The following is a 15,295-nucleotide window of genomic DNA, read 5'->3' on the forward strand; positions in this document are numbered from 1 at the left end:
AAAGAGGTTATAGCAGTGGCTAAGGAAAAATTCGAACGTTCCAAACCGCATATCAACGTCGGCACCATCGGTCACGTTGACCACGGCAAGACCACGCTGACCGCGGCTCTGACCCGCGTTTCTGCAGAAGTCTTCGGTGGCGACGCTCGTGCGTTCGACTCCATCGACAACGCCCCGGAAGAGCGTGAGCGCGGTATCACCATCTCCACCGCTCACGTGGAATACCAGTCCGAAGAGCGTCACTACGCTCACGTCGACTGCCCGGGTCACGCTGACTACGTCAAGAACATGATCACCGGTGCTGCCCAGATGGACGGCGCTATCCTGGTCTGTTCCGCTGCCGACGGCCCCATGCCGCAGACTCGTGAGCACATCCTGCTCTCGCGTCAGGTCGGCGTGCCGTTCATCGTCGTGTTCCTGAACAAGGCCGACATGGTCGACGACGAAGAGCTGCTCGAGCTGGTCGAGATGGAAGTTCGCGAACTCCTGAGCGAGTACGACTTCCCGGGTGACGACACCCCGATCATCATCGGCTCTGCGCTGATGGCGCTGGAAGGCAAGGACGACAACGGCATGGGAACTACCGCCGTTGCCAACCTGATCAAGGCCCTGGACGCTTACATCCCGGAGCCGGAGCGCGCTATCGATCAGCCGTTCCTGATGCCGATCGAAGACGTGTTCTCCATCTCTGGTCGCGGTACCGTTGTGACCGGTCGTGTCGAGCGTGGCGTGGTCAAGGCAGGCGAAGAAGTCGAAATCGTCGGTCTGAAAGACACCGTCAAGACCACCGTTACCGGTGTCGAGATGTTCCGCAAGCTGCTCGACGAAGGTCGTGCTGGCGAGAACGTCGGCGCCCTGCTGCGTGGCACCAAGCGTGATGACGTCGAGCGTGGTCAGGTTCTGGCCAAGCCGGGCACCATCACGCCGCACACTGTCTTCGAAGCCGAAGTCTATGTGCTGTCCAAGGACGAGGGTGGTCGTCACACTCCGTTCTTCAAGGGCTACCGTCCGCAGTTCTATTTCCGTACCACCGATGTGACCGGTACCTGTGAACTGCCGGAAGGCGTCGAGATGGTGATGCCGGGTGATAACGTCAAGATGACCGTTACCCTGATCGCCCCGATCGCCATGGAAGACGGCCTGCGCTTCGCTGTTCGTGAAGGCGGCCGTACCGTTGGCGCCGGTGTTGTCGCCAAGATCGTCCAGTAAGCCTTAGGCTCACCCGATGATCGAAGGGGGCTCCTGCGGGAGCCCCCTTTCTGCGCATGTTGTCTCGCAGGGTTTGACTCTGCGAGGCTGCATGCCTATAATGCGCATCCTTTGAATGCGTGGGTAGACGGCTCGCGCCGTCGACATCCATTGGAGTTTAGGGCAAATGCAGAACCAGAAGATTCGCATTCGGTTGAAGGCGTTCGATCATCGCCTGATTGACCAGTCCGCCGCGGAGATTGTTGAGACCGCCAAGCGTACCGGTGCTCAGGTGCACGGTCCGATCCCGCTGCCGACCAATCGTGAGCGCTACACCATCCTGGTCTCTCCGCACGTCAACAAGGACGCGCGTGACCAGTATGAGATCCGCACTCATAAGCGTGTGCTCGACATCGTCGAACCCACTGAAAAGACCGTTGATGCATTGATGAAGCTCGACCTCGCCGCTGGCGTGGACGTTCAGATCAAACTCGACTGAGACCACACTAGACACTCACGGTCGCCGCTCATCGAGCAGCCGCCGTCACGCCGGGATGGCGTCACACAATGTGCTAGTGGAATGCTCTGGAAAGGGCAGCCATAGCGGGTGATAGCCCCGTACACTATAGGAGACTGAACATGACTATCGGTTTAGTCGGTAAGAAGGCCGGGATGACCCGTGTCTTCACCGAAGATGGCGCATCCGTGCCCGTAACCGTTATCGAAGTTGAGCCTAACCGCATCACGCGCGTTAAGACCGTCGACGTCGACGGCTACAGCGCCGTGCAGGTTACCTCTGGCTCACGCAAGGCCAAGCACCTGACCAAGGCGCAAGCTGGGCAGTTTGCCAAGGCAGGTACCGAGGCCGGTCGTTCGCTGATGGAGTTCCGCCTGGCTGAAGGTGATGAAGCTCCGGAAGTGGGTGGCGAGCTCACCGTATCCCTCTTTGAAGCTGGTCAGAAGATCGATGTGACTGGCACCTCCAAGGGCAAGGGTTTCCAGGGCGCCGTCAAGCGCTGGAACTTCCGCACCCAAGACAACAGCCATGGTAACTCTCTGGCGCACCGCGCTCCGGGTTCCATCGGTATGTGTCAAACCCCGGGTCGCGTCTTCAAGGGCAAGAAAATGGCCGGTCAGATGGGCAACGTCCGCTGCACCGTGCAAAGCCTAGAAGTCGTGCGCGTCGACGCTGAACGCAATCTGCTGCTGATCAAGGGCGCCGTACCGGGTGCACCGGGCAGCGACGTTGTTGTTCGCAGTGCCGTGAAAGCTCGCTAAGGGGGTTTGATCCAATGAATCTGAATCTTTCAGGTGCTAGTGCCGGCACGGTCGAAGTGTCCGACGCAACCTTTGGCAAAGAATTCAACGAAGCGCTGGTCCATCAGGTCGTTACTGCCTATCTGGCTGGCGGTCGTCAGGGTACTCGCGCCCAGAAGAATCGTGCCGATGTGCGTGGCGGTGGCAAGAAGCCGTGGCGTCAGAAGGGCACCGGTCGCGCTCGCGCCGGTACCATCCGCTCGCCGATCTGGCGTGCCGGCGGTGTGACCTTTGCGGCTAGCCCGCAGGATTACACCCAGAAGGTCAACCGCAAGATGTACCGCGCCGCGATCCGCTCGATTCTGTCCGAGCTGGTCCGCCAGGAGCGTCTGGTCGTCGTCGAGGACATCTCCGTCGATGCACCCAAGACCAAGCAGCTGACCGCCAAGCTCAAAGAGCTGAACCTGGAAAAGGCACTGATCGTCACTGAAGAAGTTGACGAGAACCTTTACCTGGCCGCTCGCAACATCCCGCACGTGGATGTGGTGGACGTCGCTGCTGCCGATCCGGTGAGCCTGGTCGCCTTCGACAAGGTGCTGGTCACCGTCTCCGCCCTGCGCAAATTCGAGGAGAAGCTGGCATGAACCAGGAACGCGTATTCAAGGTTCTGCTTGGTCCGCACATGACCGAGAAGGCCGCCTCCGCCGCCGAGAACAACCAGTACGTGTTCAAGGTGGCCTCTGACGCGACCAAGCCGGAAATCAAACAGGCCGTCCAGGCGCTGTTCGGTAAGAAGGTTGACCGCGTACAGGTCCTGAACATCAAGGGCAAGACCAAGCGCACCGCCAATGGCTTGGGCCAGCGCAAGGGTTACCGCAAGGCGTATGTAACCCTCGCCGCGGGTGAGACCCTTGAAGACTTCTCTGGCGCCGAATAAGGGCAGGAGTACGGATAATGGCAATCGTCAAGACCAAACCCACATCCGCCGGTCGTCGCCACCTCGTCAAGATCGTCGGAGACGATCTGTACAAGGGTCGGCCGTACGCGCCGCTGCTGGAAAAGCAGTCGCGCTCGGGTGGGCGTAACAACAACGGTCGTATCACCACACGTCACGTGGGTGGTGGGCACCGTCAGCACTACCGTCAGATCGACTTCAAGCGCATCAAGGATGGCATTCAGGCCGTCGTCGAGCGCCTGGAGTACGATCCGAACCGTAGCGCTCATATCGCACTGTTGAAGTACCTGGACGGTGAGCGTCGCTACATCATCGCACCCAAGGGTGTGAAGGCGGGTGATCGCGTCGAGTCCGGTGTCAATGCTGCGATCAAGAAGGGCAACACCCTTCCGCTGCGCAACATTCCGGTGGGTTCCACCGTGCATTGCATCGAGCTGAAGCCCGGTAAGGGCGCTCAGATCGCACGCAGTGCCGGCACCAGTGCCCAGCTCGTAGCGCGTGAAGGCAACTACGCCACTGTGCGTCTCCGCTCCGGCGAGATGCGCAAGATTCTGGCCGAATGCCGCGCGACCCTGGGCGAAGTGAGCAACTCTGAGCACAGCCTCCGTCAATTGGGCAAGGCCGGTGCCAAACGCTGGCGTGGCGTTCGCCCGACAGTTCGCGGTGTTGCGATGAACCCGGTGGATCACCCGCACGGTGGCGGTGAAGGCCGCACCAGCGGTGGTCGTAACCCGGTCACCCCGTGGGGCGTCCCCACCAAGGGTTACAAGACTCGCAAGAACAAGCGCACCGACAAGCTGATCTTACGTCGCCGCAAGGCCCGTAGCTGATCGAAATTGCCAAGACATTAAGAGGTAACGGCTGTGCCACGTTCACTGAAGAAAGGTCCTTTTATTGACCTTCATCTGCTGAAGAAGGTTGAGACTGCAGTGGAGAAGAACGACCGCAAACCGATCAAGACCTGGTCGCGTCGTTCCATGATCCTGCCGAATATGGTCGGGCTCACCATTGCGGTCCATAACGGGCGTCAACATGTCCCGGTGCACGTCTCCGAGGAAATGGTTGGCCACAAGCTGGGCGAATTCGCTGCTACCCGCACCTATCGCGGTCATGCGGCGGACAAGAAAGCCAAACGGTAAGCCAAAGAGGATTGAGAGATGGAAGTCACAGCTAAGCTGCGTGGCGCTCGTTTATCCGCCCAGAAGGCCCGTTTGGTGGCTGACCAGGTGCGCGGTAAACCTGTCGCCGAGGCACTCGACCTGCTGACCTTCTCACCGAAGAAGGCTGCCAAGCTGGTTAAGAAAGTGCTGCAGTCCGCCATCGCGAATGCGGAAGAAAACAACGGCATGGACATCGACGAGCTGCGTGTCTCGACCATTTGCGTCGATGAGGGCATGACGCTCAAGCGCATCCAGCCGCGCGCCAAGGGCCGTGCGGATCGTATCTTGAAGCGCACCTGCCACATCACCGTTATGGTAGCCGAGAAGTAGGAGTCGACCAGATGGGTCAGAAAGTAAATCCGACAGGCATTCGGCTGGGTATCGTCAAAGACCACACGTCGGTCTGGTACGCCGAGCGCGGTACCTATGCCGACAAGCTGAATAACGATCTCGAAGTGCGTCGCTTCATCGAGGAGCGTCTGAAGAATGCGTCCGTGAGTCGCATCCACATCGAGCGCCCGGCCAACAATGCTCGTATCACCATTCACACTGCCCGTCCGGGCATCGTGATTGGCAAGAAGGGTGAGGACGTCGACCGTCTGCGTCGCGAAGTCACCCAAATGATGGGCGTGCCAGTTCACGTCAACATCGAAGAAGTACGCAAGCCGGAACTCGATGCCAAGCTCGTTGCCCAGAACGTCTGCGGCCAGCTCGAGCGTCGTGTCATGTTCCGTCGTGCCATGAAGCGCGCCGTACAGAACGCCATGCGCCTGGGCGCTGGCGGCATCAAGATCCAGCTCTCTGGTCGTCTTGGTGGTGCGGAAATCGCACGTACCGAATGGTACCGCGAAGGCCGTGTGCCGCTTCATACGCTGCGTGCCGACATCGATTACGCCACCTACGAAGCTCACACCACCTACGGCGTCATCGGCGTCAAGGTCTGGGTCTTCAAGGGTGAAATCCTCGGGGGCATCGAAGAGGTCCGCGCCAAGGCTAAGCAGCCTCAGAGTGCGCCCTCCAAGAAGAAAGGTTCCAGGTAAGGGGAGAGCGGATCGATGTTACAACCTAAGCGTTTGAAGTTCCGCAAAGTGCAGAAGGGTCGCAACCGCGGCCTTGCACATCGCGGAAGCAAGATTAGTTTCGGCGAATATGGCCTGAAGGCTACCGGTCGTGGTCGCGTTACCGCGCGCCAGATCGAAGCTGGGCGTCGTGCCATCACTCGTCACGTAAAGCGTGGCGGCAAGATCTGGATCCGGGTCTTCCCGGACAAGCCGATCTCCAAGAAGCCCCTTGAAGTCCGTATGGGTAAGGGCAAGGGCTCTGTCGAGTACTGGGTCGCACAGATCCAGCCCGGCCGCGTCCTCTACGAGATTGAAGGCGTTTCTGAAGAGCTGGCTCGTGAGGCCTTCGGCCTGGCCGCTCAGAAGTTTCCGGTCTCCACCACCTTTGTGAAACGGACGGTGATGTGATGAAAGCCCAGGAAATTCGTGAAAAGTCAGTAGAAGACCTGCAGGCGCAGCTCTTCGAACTCCTCCGCGAGCAGTTCAACCTGCGCATGCAGAAGGCCACTGGCCAGCTGAGCCAGACCCATCTGCTCAAGCAGGTTCGTCGGGATATCGCCCGCGTGAAGACTGTGCTCAACGAGAAGGCAGGTGACTGAGATGTCCGAAGAAAAGAAAGTCCGGACGCTCACCGGCAAAGTGGTGAGTGACAAGATGGACAAATCTATCGTCGTGATGATCGAGCGCCGCGAGCGCCATCCGATCTACGGCAAATACGTGAAGCGCTCCACCAAGCTGCACGCCCATGACGCGCAGAACCAGGCGAAGGCCGGTGACACGGTTTCCATCGAGGAATGCCGTCCCCTGTCTAAAAAGAAAGCCTGGACGCTGGTCGAAGTGGTCGAGCAGGCCAAGGGTTAACGCCCCGCGCTCGAAACCAGTGCAGTCAGATTAGGTTTGGAGAAAACCGATGATTCAGACGCAGTCAATGCTGGATGTCGCCGACAACAGCGGGGCGCGCCGGGTGCAGTGCATCAAGGTGCTGGGCGGTTCTCACCGTCGCTATGCTCGCGTAGGCGATATCATCAAAGTAACAGTCAAAGAAGCCATTCCGCGTGGCAAGGTCAAGAAAGGCCAGGTCATGAAGGCGGTCGTGGTTCGCACTCGTAGTGGCGTCCGTCGTAACGACGGTTCGCTGATCCGCTTCGATGGAAATGCGGCGGTTCTGTTGAACAACACCAACGAGCAGCCGATCGGCACCCGTATTTTTGGTCCGGTCACTCGTGAACTTCGTACCGAAAAGTTCATGAAGATCATTTCCTTGGCGCCTGAAGTGCTGTAAGGAGCGAGGCGGATATGCAAAAAATCAAACGTGACGATGAAGTGATCGTCATTGCCGGCAAGGATAAGGGCAAGCGTGGCACCATCAAGCGCGTCCTCCAGGACGACCGCTACGTGGTGGCAGGTGTGAACATGATCAAGCGTCACACCAAGCCCAATCCCATGGCAGGCAATCAAGGCGGTATCGTCGAGCGCGAAGCTCCGATTCACGCGTCCAACGTGGCCATCTTCAATCAGGAGACCGGCAAAGCGGATCGAGTCGGCTTCCAGGTGAAAGAAGACGGTACCAAGGTACGTATCTACAAGTCGACGCAAACGCAGATCGACGCCTAACGTGAGTCGGGTAGCAAAATGGCGAACTTGAAAGAACGTTATCAAAACGAGGTGGCAGCTCAACTCAAAGAGCAGTTTAGCTACGCCAACGTGATGCAGGTGCCCAGGATCACTAAAGTGACTCTGAACATGGGCATTGGCGAAGCGACCAGCGACAAGAAGCTGATCGACAATGCCGTCGGCGACCTGGAGAAGCTTTCCGGTCAAAAGCCGATGGTAACCAAGGCACGCAAGTCCATCGCGGGCTTCAAAGTGCGTGAAGGTTGGCCGATCGGGATCAAAGTCACACTGCGCGCCGAGCGCATGTGGGACTTCCTGGATCGCCTGGTGAACATCGCGATCCCCCGCGTTCGTGACTTCCGTGGTCTCAACCCGAAGTCCTTCGACGGCCGTGGCAACTATTCGATGGGGGTGCGTGAGCAGATCATCTTCCCGGAGATCGAATATGATAAGATCGACCGGATTCGTGGTCTGGATGTCACTATCACCACGACTGCCAACACCGATGAAGAAGGCCGTGCGCTGCTGCGTGCGCTGAACTTCCCGTTCAAGAAATAAGGGTGGGATCATGGCAAAGAAAAGCATGGTAGGGCGCGAGCATAAGCGTGCGAAGCTGGTAACTAAGTACGCTGCCAAGCGCGCAGAGCTCAAGGCCCTCATCAGTGACGTGAACGCTTCTGACGAAGTGCGCTTCGACGCGCAGCTCAAGCTGCAGCAGTTGCCGCGCGACTCCAGCCCGGTGCGTAAGCGTAACCGCTGCCGCATCACTGGTCGTCCGCACGGCTACTACAACAAGTTTGGCTTGGGCCGTAACAAGCTGCGTGAAGCCGCCATGCGTGGCGATGTCCCTGGACTGAAGAAGTCCAGCTGGTAACGCCACGTAGAATTATCAGGAGCGCAACGTAATGAGCATGCAAGATACGCTGGCGGATATGTTCACTCGTATCCGTAATGCGCAGATGGCCACCAAGGAGACGGTCACCATGCCGTCTTCGAAGTTGAAGGTCGAGGTGGCCCGCGTACTGAAAGAAGAAGGCTTTATCAACGACTACAGCGTCGCTGAAGGCACCAAGCCTGAACTGGCCGTTACTCTCAAGTACTTCGAGGGCAAGGCCGTCATCGAGCACATTCAGCGGGTGTCAAAACCGTCGCTGCGCTCGTACAAGGGCAAGGCCGAGCTGCCGAAAGTTGCCGACGGCCTGGGCATCGCGATCGTTTCCACCTCGAATGGCGTGATGACCGATCGTGCGGCCCGTCATGCTGGTGTTGGTGGTGAAGTCCTCTGCACCGTATTCTAGGAGTTTGGAATGTCCCGCGTAGCCAAATATCCGGTTAAATTGCCGAGCGGCGTCGAGGTCAAACTCGACGGCAATCAACTGACCGTCAAGGGCGGTCAGGGCGAACTCGCGATGACCGTTCACGACCAAGTCGTGATCGGCCAGGAAGAAGGTCAGCTGACCTTCGCTCCGACCGAGTCAGCCAAAAGCTGGGCGATGGCTGGAACCACCCGTGCACTGGTCCAGAACATGGTTTCCGGTGTCACAGAGGGCTTCACCAAGTCCCTCGAGATCAATGGCGTCGGCTATCGTGCCCAGGCAAGTGGCAAGACGCTCAACCTGACACTGGGCTTCTCACACCCGGTCGAATACACGCTGCCGGAAGGTGTTGTGGCGGAAACGCCCAAGAACACCACTATCGTGCTGAAAAGCGCCGATAAGCAGCGTCTCGGCCAGGTCGCCGCGGAAATCCGCGCCTTCCGTCCGCCTGAGCCCTATAAGGGCAAGGGTATCCGGTACGGCGACGAGCAGATCCGTCGTAAAGAAGCCAAGAAGAAGTAAGGCAGGGTTATGAACGCGAAGAAAGAATCTCGTCTCCGTCGTGCCCGCCGCGCTCGCGCCAAGATCCGCGAGCTGGGCGTGTATCGCCTGAGCGTCAACCGTACCCCACGCCACATCTACGCGCAGATCATCTCGCCGGATGGTGGCAAGGTCCTGGCCAGTGCTTCCACACTGGACAAGGCGCTTCGTGAGGGTGCGACCGGTAACTCAGACGCCGCCGCCAAGGTGGGCGCGCTGATTGCTGAACGCGCTAAGGAAGCAGGCATCACTCAGGTTGCCTTCGATCGTGCCGGTTTCCGGTACCACGGTCGAGTCAAGGCCCTGGCCGACGCCGCTCGTGAAGGCGGCCTGGAATTCTAAAGGGTTTTACGATGGCGAAGAACGAACAGAACAGCGGCGATCTGCAAGAGAAGTTGGTGCAGGTCAACCGTGTCGCCAAGGTAGTCAAGGGTGGCCGTATCTTCGGTTTCACCGCTCTGACTGTCGTCGGCGATGGTAGTGGTCGTGTCGGTTTTGGCCGCGGCAAGGCACGTGAAGTGCCGGTCGCGATCCAGAAGGCCATGGACCAGGCGCGTCGCAACATGATCAAGGTGAGCCTCAGCGGTCACACGCTGCAGTACCCGGTCAAGGCCCGTCACGGTGCCTCCAAGGTGTACATGCAGCCGGCCTCTGAAGGTACCGGGATTATCGCTGGCGGCGCTATGCGCTCCGTGCTCGAACTGGCTGGCGTCCATGACGTCCTGGCCAAGTGCTACGGTTCCACCAATCCGGTGAACGTGGTGCGTGCGACCATTAACGGTCTCGCCGCCATGCAGTCTCCGGAAGACATCGCCGCTAAACGTGGCCTGTCTGTCGAAGCGATCACGGGGTAAGGCACCATGGCAGCAACGATCAAGGTTACCCAGATCCGCAGCACCATCGGCGTGTTGGGCAAGCACAAGGCCACCATCAATGGTCTTGGCCTGCGCCGCATCGGTCATACGGTCGAGCTGGAAGACACCCCTGCCGTGCGCGGCATGATCCACAAGGTGAATTACCTTGTGCGTGTAGAGGGAGAGTAATCCATGAAACTCAATAGCCTGAGCCCGGCACCGGGTTCCAAGCACGCTGAAAAGCGTGTCGGTCGTGGCATCGGCTCCGGTCTGGGCAAGACCGGTGGCCGCGGTCATAAGGGCCAGAAGTCACGCACCGGCGGCTCCGTGAAGCCCGGCTTCGAAGGCGGTCAGATGCCGCTGCAGCGTCGTCTGCCGAAGTTTGGTTTCACCTCAGCGAAATCTCTGGTCAGCGAAGAAGTTCGCCTGGCCGAGCTTGCCAAGGTAGACGGCGACGTCGTCGACCTGGACGCGCTGAAGAAAGCCAACGTGCTCAAGGACGCCACGCGCTACGCGAAGGTGCTCCTCTCTGGCGAACTGAACAAAGCGGTTACCGTCCGCGGGCTCAAGGTCACCAAGGGTGCCCGGGCCGCGATCGAAGCCGCTGGCGGCAAGGTAGAGGACTAAATGGCTAAGTCAGGAAACATGCCGGCGATGGGCAGCGGTCTGAGTGAACTCTGGGCGCGTTTGCGCTTTGTGCTCCTCGCCATTGTGGTGTACCGAATCGGTGCTCACATTCCCGTGCCCGGTATCAATCCTGACCAGCTTGCTGCCTTGTTCAGGGAGCAGCAGGGCACCATCCTTGGCATGTTCAACATGTTCTCGGGTGGTGCGCTGGAGCGCATGAGTATCTTCGCCCTGGGCATCATGCCCTATATCTCGGCGTCGATTATCATGCAGCTCCTGTCGGCGGTCTCGCCTCAACTGGAACAGTTGAAGAAGGAAGGCGAGGCCGGCCGCCGCAAGATCAGCCAATATACCCGCTACGGTACGGTGATCCTGGCACTGGTTCAGGCTGTCGGCATGTCCGTCGGCCTGGCCGGGCAAGGGATTGCCTACACCGCTGACTTCAGCTTCTATTTCACCGCCGTGGTTACCTTCGTGGCCGGGGCAGTGTTCATGATGTGGCTGGGTGAGCAGATCACCGAGAAGGGCATCGGCAACGGCATCTCGCTGCTGATCTTCTCGGGGATCGTCGCGGGTCTGCCGGGCGCGGTAGGTCAGTCTTTCGAGCTGGCTCGCAACGACGGTGCCTGGAACGTGCTGCCTTTGCTGGCACTGACGATCCTCGGCATCGCCACGGTGGCTTTCGTGGTGTTCATTGAGCGCGGTCAACGCCGCATTACGGTGAACTATCCGCGCCGCCAGGTGGGCAACAAGATGTATGCGGGCCAGAGCAGCTACTTGCCGCTCAAGGTCAACATGGCAGGGGTCATCCCGGCGATCTTTGCGTCCAGCATTCTGCTGTTCCCGGCATCGCTTGGACAGTGGGTCGGCTCCGGTGAGGGGCTGGACTGGTTGCAACAGGCGTCCTTGGCTCTCGGGCCGGGTCAACCGCTGTACATCTTGCTTTTCGCGCTCGCGGTGGTATTCTTCTGCTTCTTTTACACAGCGCTGGTCTTCAACCCCAAGGATGTCGCTGACAACCTCAAGAAGTCAGGGGCCTTCCTGCCGGGCATTCGTCCTGGTGAGCAGACCGCTCGCTATGTCGACAAGGTCATGACGCGTCTGACTTTGTTTGGTGCCCTGTACATCACCGCCGTATCCTTGATGCCCCAATTCCTGATCGTGGCCTGGAACGTCCCCTTCTTCTTTGGCGGGACGTCATTGCTGATCGTGGTGGTTGTCATCATGGATTTCATGTCGCAGGTACAGTCGCACTTGATGTCGAGCCAGTACGACTCGGTGATGAAGAAGTCCAACCTGAAAGGCTACGGTAGCGGCGGCATGCGCTAAGCGTGTCGCACGCGATTTGGAGAGAACGATGAAAGTTCGAGCTTCCGTGAAGAAGATGTGCCGTAACTGCAAGATTATCCGTCGCAATGGCGCTGTCCGCGTCATCTGCACGGAGCCTCGGCACAAGCAGCGCCAGGGTTAAACCTGGCGGCTGTACTCAACCGGGTGCCGGCATGCCCCTTGCCCTTCGCTGGGTAAAGGGGTATGCTGTTGCGCCTTTTGTAGATGATTAAACGAGCAAGCCGCTCAAATTTCGGAGTAAGCTGATGGCCCGTATTGCAGGCGTCAATATCCCGGACAACAAGCATGCGGCGATCTCGCTGACCTATATCTTCGGGATCGGCCGTACTCGCGCAGTGGATATCTGTGCAGCTGCCGGTATCGCGCCGACCGCCAAGGTCCAGGAACTGTCTTCTGATGAAGTCGACAGCCTGCGTACCGAGGTCGGCAAGTACACCGTAGAAGGCGACCTTCGCCGTGATACGACGCTTAACATCAAGCGTCTCATGGATCTGGGTTGCTATCGTGGTCTGCGTCATCGTCGTGGTCTTCCGCTGCGTGGTCAGCGTACCAAGACCAATGCGCGTACCCGTAAGGGCCCGCGTAAGCCGATTCGCAAATAACACGCATGTTCTGGCGTTAAGACAGGAAGAAACATCAACATGGCTAACCCGCGTAGTAATCGCAAAAAGGTTAAAAAGCAGGTGGTGGATGCCGTTGCGCATATCCACGCCTCTTTTAACAACACTATCGTGACGATCACAGACCGCCAGGGCAACGCTCTGTCATGGGCGACAGCCGGTGGTTCGGGTTTTCGTGGTTCTCGTAAGAGCACCCCGTTCGCTGCTCAAGTGGCAAGTGAACGTGCAGCGACTGCTGCAGCCGAGTATGGTGTGAAAAACGTCGACGTGCTGGTCAAAGGTCCTGGACCTGGTCGTGAGTCCGCCGTGCGTGCTCTCAATGCCGCCGGTTTCCGCGTGCAAAGCATCACCGACGCGACGCCCGTTCCCCACAACGGCTGCCGTCCGCCGAAGAAACGCCGCGTTTAAGGAGACAGACTCATGGCTCGTTATATTGGACCGAAGTGTAAACTGTCTCGTCGTGAAGGCACCGACCTCTTTCTGAAGAGTGGTGTGACTCCCTTCGAGAAGAAGTGTAAATCCGAGCAGATTCCGGGTGTACACGGCCAGCGCCGTCAGCGTCTTTCCGACTACGGCTTGCAGCTTCGTGAGAAGCAGAAAGTACGTCGCATGTATGGCGTACTCGAGAAGCAGTTCCGCAACTACTACAAGGAAGCGGCCCGTGTTAAGGGCGCGACCGGCGAAGTGTTGCTGCAGCTTCTCGAAACCCGACTGGACAACGTCGTCTACCGCATGGGCTTCGGCTCGACTCGCTCTGAAGCGCGTCAGCTGGTCAGTCACAAGGCCCTCACCGTGAACGGCCGCACCGTCAACGTGGCGTCCTACAAGGTCAAGCCGGGTGACGTGGTCAGCATTCGCGAGAAGGCCAAGAACCAGGCGCGCATCCAGAATGCGCTGTCCATCGCCGCTAACCGTGGTGATGTGGCCTGGGTCGACGTCGACTCCAAGAAGATGGAAGGCACTTTCAAGGCTCTGCCTGAACGCGGCGACCTGTCTGCCGACATCAACGAAAACCTGATCGTCGAGCTGTACTCGAAGTAATCCGCTTAGCGGCGCCGGGCCACCTAGGTGGCCCGGTCGAGTACCGAGTATCCGTTTGGCAGCCTGAAAGGTGTTCATATGCAGCGTTCAGTGACAGAGTTTCTCCGTCCTCGCGATATCAAGGTCGAAGAGATCAGCGCGCACCACGCGAAGATCGTGCTCGAGCCGTTCGAGCGCGGTTTCGGTCACACCCTGGGGAATGCTCTGCGTCGTATCCTGTTGTCTTCCATGCCCGGCTGTGCCGTGGTGGAAGTCGAAATTGCAGGAGTCGATCACGAGTACAGTGCGATCGAAGGGGTCCAGGAAGACGTCATCGAGATGCTCCTGAACCTCAAAGACGTGGCAATCAAAATGCATAGCCGCGACGAAGCAATGCTCACGCTGAACAAGCAGGGCCCCTGCGTCGTCACGGCCGGCGATATTGCCGTCGACCATGATGTCGAGATCATTAATCCCGACCATGTGATCGCACACGTCAACGAAGGCGCCGAGCTGAAAATGCAGCTCAAGGTGGCTCGCGGTCGTGGCTACGAGCCGGCGGATACCCGCGATGGTGCCGAGGACGAGTCCCGCGCCATCGGTCGCCTGCAGCTGGATGCGACCTACAGCCCTGTGCGTCGTGTTTCCTATTCCGTGGATGCCGCGCGTGTCGAGCAGCGTACTGACCTCGACAAGCTGATCATCGACCTGGAAACCGACGGCACCCTGGATCCGGAAGAGGCGATCCGTCGCAGCGCGACCATCCTGCAAGAGCAGCTGGCTGCGTTCGTCGACCTGGAAGCCGACAAGGAACAGGAAGTGGTAGAGGAAGAGGATCAGATTGATCCCATCCTGCTGCGCCCCGTAGACGATCTCGAGTTGACCGTACGCAGTGCCAACTGCCTCAAGGCCGAGAATATTTACTATATCGGCGATCTGATCCAGCGCACCGAGGTGGAGCTGTTGAAGACCCCGAATCTCGGCAAGAAGTCCTTGAATGAGATCAAGGATGTGTTGGCTACGCGCGGTCTGTCCCTTGGCATGCGGCTGGAAAACTGGCCGCCGGCAAGCCTGAAGGACGACAAGGCATCCGCGTGAGCGTCGCCTCGAGTCCCAGTTTGGTAAGGAATTACAACCATGCGTCATCGTAAGAGTGGTCGCCAATTAAATCGCAACAGCTCGCACCGTCAGGCCATGTTCAAGAACATGTGCGTGTCTCTGGTCGAGCATGAAGTGATCAAGACAACCCTGCCCAAGGCCAAGGAGCTGCGTCGTCACGTCGAGCCGCTGATCACCTTGTCCAAGCAGGACAGTGTCGCCAACCGTCGTCTGGCCTTCAGCCGCACCCGCTCCAAAGAAGCGGTCGGCAAGCTCTTCAATGAGTTGGGTCCGCGTTACGTCGAGCGTCCGGGCGGTTACGTCCGTATCCTCAAGTGCGGCTTCCGCACCGGCGACAACGCCCCCATGGCCTACGTCGAACTGGTCGATCGTCCGGTCGTCGAGGAAGCCGCCGAGGATTGATCCTCGTGCTGCCTCGCATCGGGCATCCGACACAGAAAACCGACTCCTCCGGGAGTCGGTTTTTTTATGCCTGCTGTTTTTTCCTGGTGGGCTCTTCTCGTCTTTGCGGCTTTATCTGCCCTTGTCGATGGTGAGCCGTGCTGTGTCAGACAACAAAAGGCCCCGTCGACACCAGGTCGACGGGGCCTTGTTCCGAGACTTGCGGGGTGCTG

The 15,295-nt window shown here is 58.9% G+C and carries 29 protein-coding genes; all 29 read left to right on the forward strand.

From position 1 onward, the window contains the following. Positions 1-15: 15 nt before the first annotated feature. The 29 genes from tuf (at position 16) to rplQ (ending at position 15,083) form a co-directional block, all read left to right on the forward strand. Positions 16-1,209 carry an elongation factor Tu gene (tuf, locus tag BCL93_RS14705; protein ID WP_112056013.1) on the forward strand — a complete coding sequence of 398 codons (1,194 nt, stop codon included), beginning with the start codon at positions 16-18 and terminating at the stop codon, positions 1,207-1,209. Between the two features lie 166 nt (positions 1,210-1,375). Then, positions 1,376-1,687: a 30S ribosomal protein S10 gene (gene rpsJ / locus BCL93_RS14710; RefSeq protein ID WP_092527245.1), complete on the forward strand. Its 312-nt coding sequence runs from the start codon at positions 1,376-1,378 to the stop codon at positions 1,685-1,687. 140 nt (positions 1,688-1,827) lie between these two features. Further along, positions 1,828-2,466, forward strand: a complete 639-nt coding sequence (rplC, locus tag BCL93_RS14715; protein ID WP_092527242.1) for a 50S ribosomal protein L3 — start codon at positions 1,828-1,830, stop codon at positions 2,464-2,466. Positions 2,467-2,480: 14 nt separating this feature from the next. Further along, complete coding sequence (gene rplD, locus BCL93_RS14720) at positions 2,481-3,089, forward strand: 50S ribosomal protein L4 (RefSeq protein WP_092527239.1); 609 nt, start codon at positions 2,481-2,483, stop codon at positions 3,087-3,089. Continuing rightward, complete coding sequence (rplW, locus tag BCL93_RS14725; protein WP_092527236.1) at positions 3,086-3,382, forward strand: 50S ribosomal protein L23; 297 nt, start codon at positions 3,086-3,088, stop codon at positions 3,380-3,382. Before rplD ends, rplW begins: the two co-directional genes overlap by 4 nt. Positions 3,383-3,399: 17 nt before the next feature. Next, on the forward strand, positions 3,400-4,230 hold the full coding sequence (gene rplB, locus BCL93_RS14730; RefSeq protein ID WP_112056014.1) for a 50S ribosomal protein L2: 831 nt from the start codon (positions 3,400-3,402) through the stop codon (positions 4,228-4,230). 33 nt (positions 4,231-4,263) lie between these two features. Further along, complete coding sequence (rpsS, locus tag BCL93_RS14735; RefSeq protein WP_072824351.1) at positions 4,264-4,539, forward strand: 30S ribosomal protein S19; 276 nt, start codon at positions 4,264-4,266, stop codon at positions 4,537-4,539. 18 nt (positions 4,540-4,557) lie between these two features. Next, a complete protein-coding gene (gene rplV / locus BCL93_RS14740; RefSeq protein WP_092527226.1) occupies positions 4,558-4,890 on the forward strand; it encodes a 50S ribosomal protein L22 in 333 nt (110 codons plus the stop codon). An 11-nt stretch (positions 4,891-4,901) separates the two neighbouring features. Next, positions 4,902-5,600, forward strand: a complete 699-nt coding sequence (gene rpsC, locus BCL93_RS14745) for a 30S ribosomal protein S3 (RefSeq protein WP_112056015.1) — start codon at positions 4,902-4,904, stop codon at positions 5,598-5,600. Between the two features lie 15 nt (positions 5,601-5,615). Next, a complete protein-coding gene (gene rplP / locus BCL93_RS14750; RefSeq protein ID WP_092527219.1) occupies positions 5,616-6,029 on the forward strand; it encodes a 50S ribosomal protein L16 in 414 nt (137 codons plus the stop codon). After that, positions 6,029-6,220, forward strand: coding sequence for a 50S ribosomal protein L29 (rpmC, locus tag BCL93_RS14755; protein ID WP_092527216.1), 192 nt, complete (start codon positions 6,029-6,031; stop codon positions 6,218-6,220). Before rplP ends, rpmC begins: the two co-directional genes overlap by 1 nt. 1 nt (position 6,221) lies before the next feature. Then, positions 6,222-6,482, forward strand: a complete 261-nt coding sequence (gene rpsQ, locus BCL93_RS14760) for a 30S ribosomal protein S17 (protein ID WP_112056016.1) — start codon at positions 6,222-6,224, stop codon at positions 6,480-6,482. Between the two features lie 49 nt (positions 6,483-6,531). Next, the gene (gene rplN / locus BCL93_RS14765) at positions 6,532-6,903 is read left to right on the forward strand and encodes a 50S ribosomal protein L14 (RefSeq protein WP_092527211.1); all 372 of its coding nucleotides are present in this window, start codon (positions 6,532-6,534) and stop codon (positions 6,901-6,903) included. 14 nt (positions 6,904-6,917) lie between these two features. Further along, positions 6,918-7,235, forward strand: a complete 318-nt coding sequence (rplX, locus tag BCL93_RS14770; protein WP_092527208.1) for a 50S ribosomal protein L24 — start codon at positions 6,918-6,920, stop codon at positions 7,233-7,235. 18 nt (positions 7,236-7,253) lie between these two features. Then, the gene (gene rplE, locus BCL93_RS14775; protein WP_112056017.1) at positions 7,254-7,793 is read left to right on the forward strand and encodes a 50S ribosomal protein L5; all 540 of its coding nucleotides are present in this window, start codon (positions 7,254-7,256) and stop codon (positions 7,791-7,793) included. 10 nt (positions 7,794-7,803) lie between these two features. Next, positions 7,804-8,109 carry a 30S ribosomal protein S14 gene (gene rpsN / locus BCL93_RS14780; RefSeq protein WP_112056018.1) on the forward strand — a complete coding sequence of 102 codons (306 nt, stop codon included), beginning with the start codon at positions 7,804-7,806 and terminating at the stop codon, positions 8,107-8,109. A 31-nt stretch (positions 8,110-8,140) separates the two neighbouring features. After that, positions 8,141-8,533, forward strand: a complete 393-nt coding sequence (gene rpsH / locus BCL93_RS14785) for a 30S ribosomal protein S8 (protein ID WP_092527198.1) — start codon at positions 8,141-8,143, stop codon at positions 8,531-8,533. A 9-nt stretch (positions 8,534-8,542) separates the two neighbouring features. Further along, positions 8,543-9,073, forward strand: coding sequence for a 50S ribosomal protein L6 (gene rplF, locus BCL93_RS14790; protein ID WP_112056019.1), 531 nt, complete (start codon positions 8,543-8,545; stop codon positions 9,071-9,073). Between the two features lie 9 nt (positions 9,074-9,082). After that, positions 9,083-9,433 (forward strand): 50S ribosomal protein L18, encoded by a 351-nt coding sequence (gene rplR, locus BCL93_RS14795; RefSeq protein WP_112056020.1) that lies wholly within the window; start codon positions 9,083-9,085, stop codon positions 9,431-9,433. Between the two features lie 11 nt (positions 9,434-9,444). Continuing rightward, complete coding sequence (rpsE, locus tag BCL93_RS14800) at positions 9,445-9,945, forward strand: 30S ribosomal protein S5 (protein ID WP_112056021.1); 501 nt, start codon at positions 9,445-9,447, stop codon at positions 9,943-9,945. A 6-nt stretch (positions 9,946-9,951) separates the two neighbouring features. Further along, on the forward strand, positions 9,952-10,134 hold the full coding sequence (gene rpmD, locus BCL93_RS14805; protein ID WP_092527186.1) for a 50S ribosomal protein L30: 183 nt from the start codon (positions 9,952-9,954) through the stop codon (positions 10,132-10,134). A gap of 3 nt (positions 10,135-10,137) precedes the next feature. Next, the gene (rplO, locus tag BCL93_RS14810; protein WP_112056022.1) at positions 10,138-10,572 is read left to right on the forward strand and encodes a 50S ribosomal protein L15; all 435 of its coding nucleotides are present in this window, start codon (positions 10,138-10,140) and stop codon (positions 10,570-10,572) included. Further along, a complete protein-coding gene (gene secY, locus BCL93_RS14815; RefSeq protein WP_112056023.1) occupies positions 10,573-11,901 on the forward strand; it encodes a preprotein translocase subunit SecY in 1,329 nt (442 codons plus the stop codon). Between the two features lie 28 nt (positions 11,902-11,929). Next, positions 11,930-12,043 carry a 50S ribosomal protein L36 gene (gene rpmJ, locus BCL93_RS14820; protein ID WP_031384759.1) on the forward strand — a complete coding sequence of 38 codons (114 nt, stop codon included), beginning with the start codon at positions 11,930-11,932 and terminating at the stop codon, positions 12,041-12,043. A gap of 124 nt (positions 12,044-12,167) precedes the next feature. Further along, entirely contained in the window at positions 12,168-12,524 is a 357-nt protein-coding gene (gene rpsM, locus BCL93_RS14825) for a 30S ribosomal protein S13 (RefSeq protein ID WP_092527180.1), read from the forward strand. Between the two features lie 39 nt (positions 12,525-12,563). Next, positions 12,564-12,950 (forward strand): 30S ribosomal protein S11, encoded by a 387-nt coding sequence (gene rpsK, locus BCL93_RS14830; RefSeq protein WP_011505752.1) that lies wholly within the window; start codon positions 12,564-12,566, stop codon positions 12,948-12,950. A gap of 12 nt (positions 12,951-12,962) precedes the next feature. Then, positions 12,963-13,583, forward strand: coding sequence for a 30S ribosomal protein S4 (gene rpsD / locus BCL93_RS14835; protein WP_112056024.1), 621 nt, complete (start codon positions 12,963-12,965; stop codon positions 13,581-13,583). Between the two features lie 78 nt (positions 13,584-13,661). Next, positions 13,662-14,660 carry a DNA-directed RNA polymerase subunit alpha gene (locus BCL93_RS14840; protein ID WP_112056025.1) on the forward strand — a complete coding sequence of 333 codons (999 nt, stop codon included), beginning with the start codon at positions 13,662-13,664 and terminating at the stop codon, positions 14,658-14,660. 39 nt (positions 14,661-14,699) lie between these two features. Next, positions 14,700-15,083, forward strand: a complete 384-nt coding sequence (rplQ, locus tag BCL93_RS14845) for a 50S ribosomal protein L17 (RefSeq protein ID WP_112056026.1) — start codon at positions 14,700-14,702, stop codon at positions 15,081-15,083. The last annotated feature ends 212 nt before the right edge of the window (positions 15,084-15,295 follow it).

Origin of the sequence: Onishia taeanensis (assembly GCF_003268885.1) — a bacterium.
Lineage (GTDB): Bacteria > Pseudomonadota > Gammaproteobacteria > Pseudomonadales > Halomonadaceae > Onishia > Onishia taeanensis_A.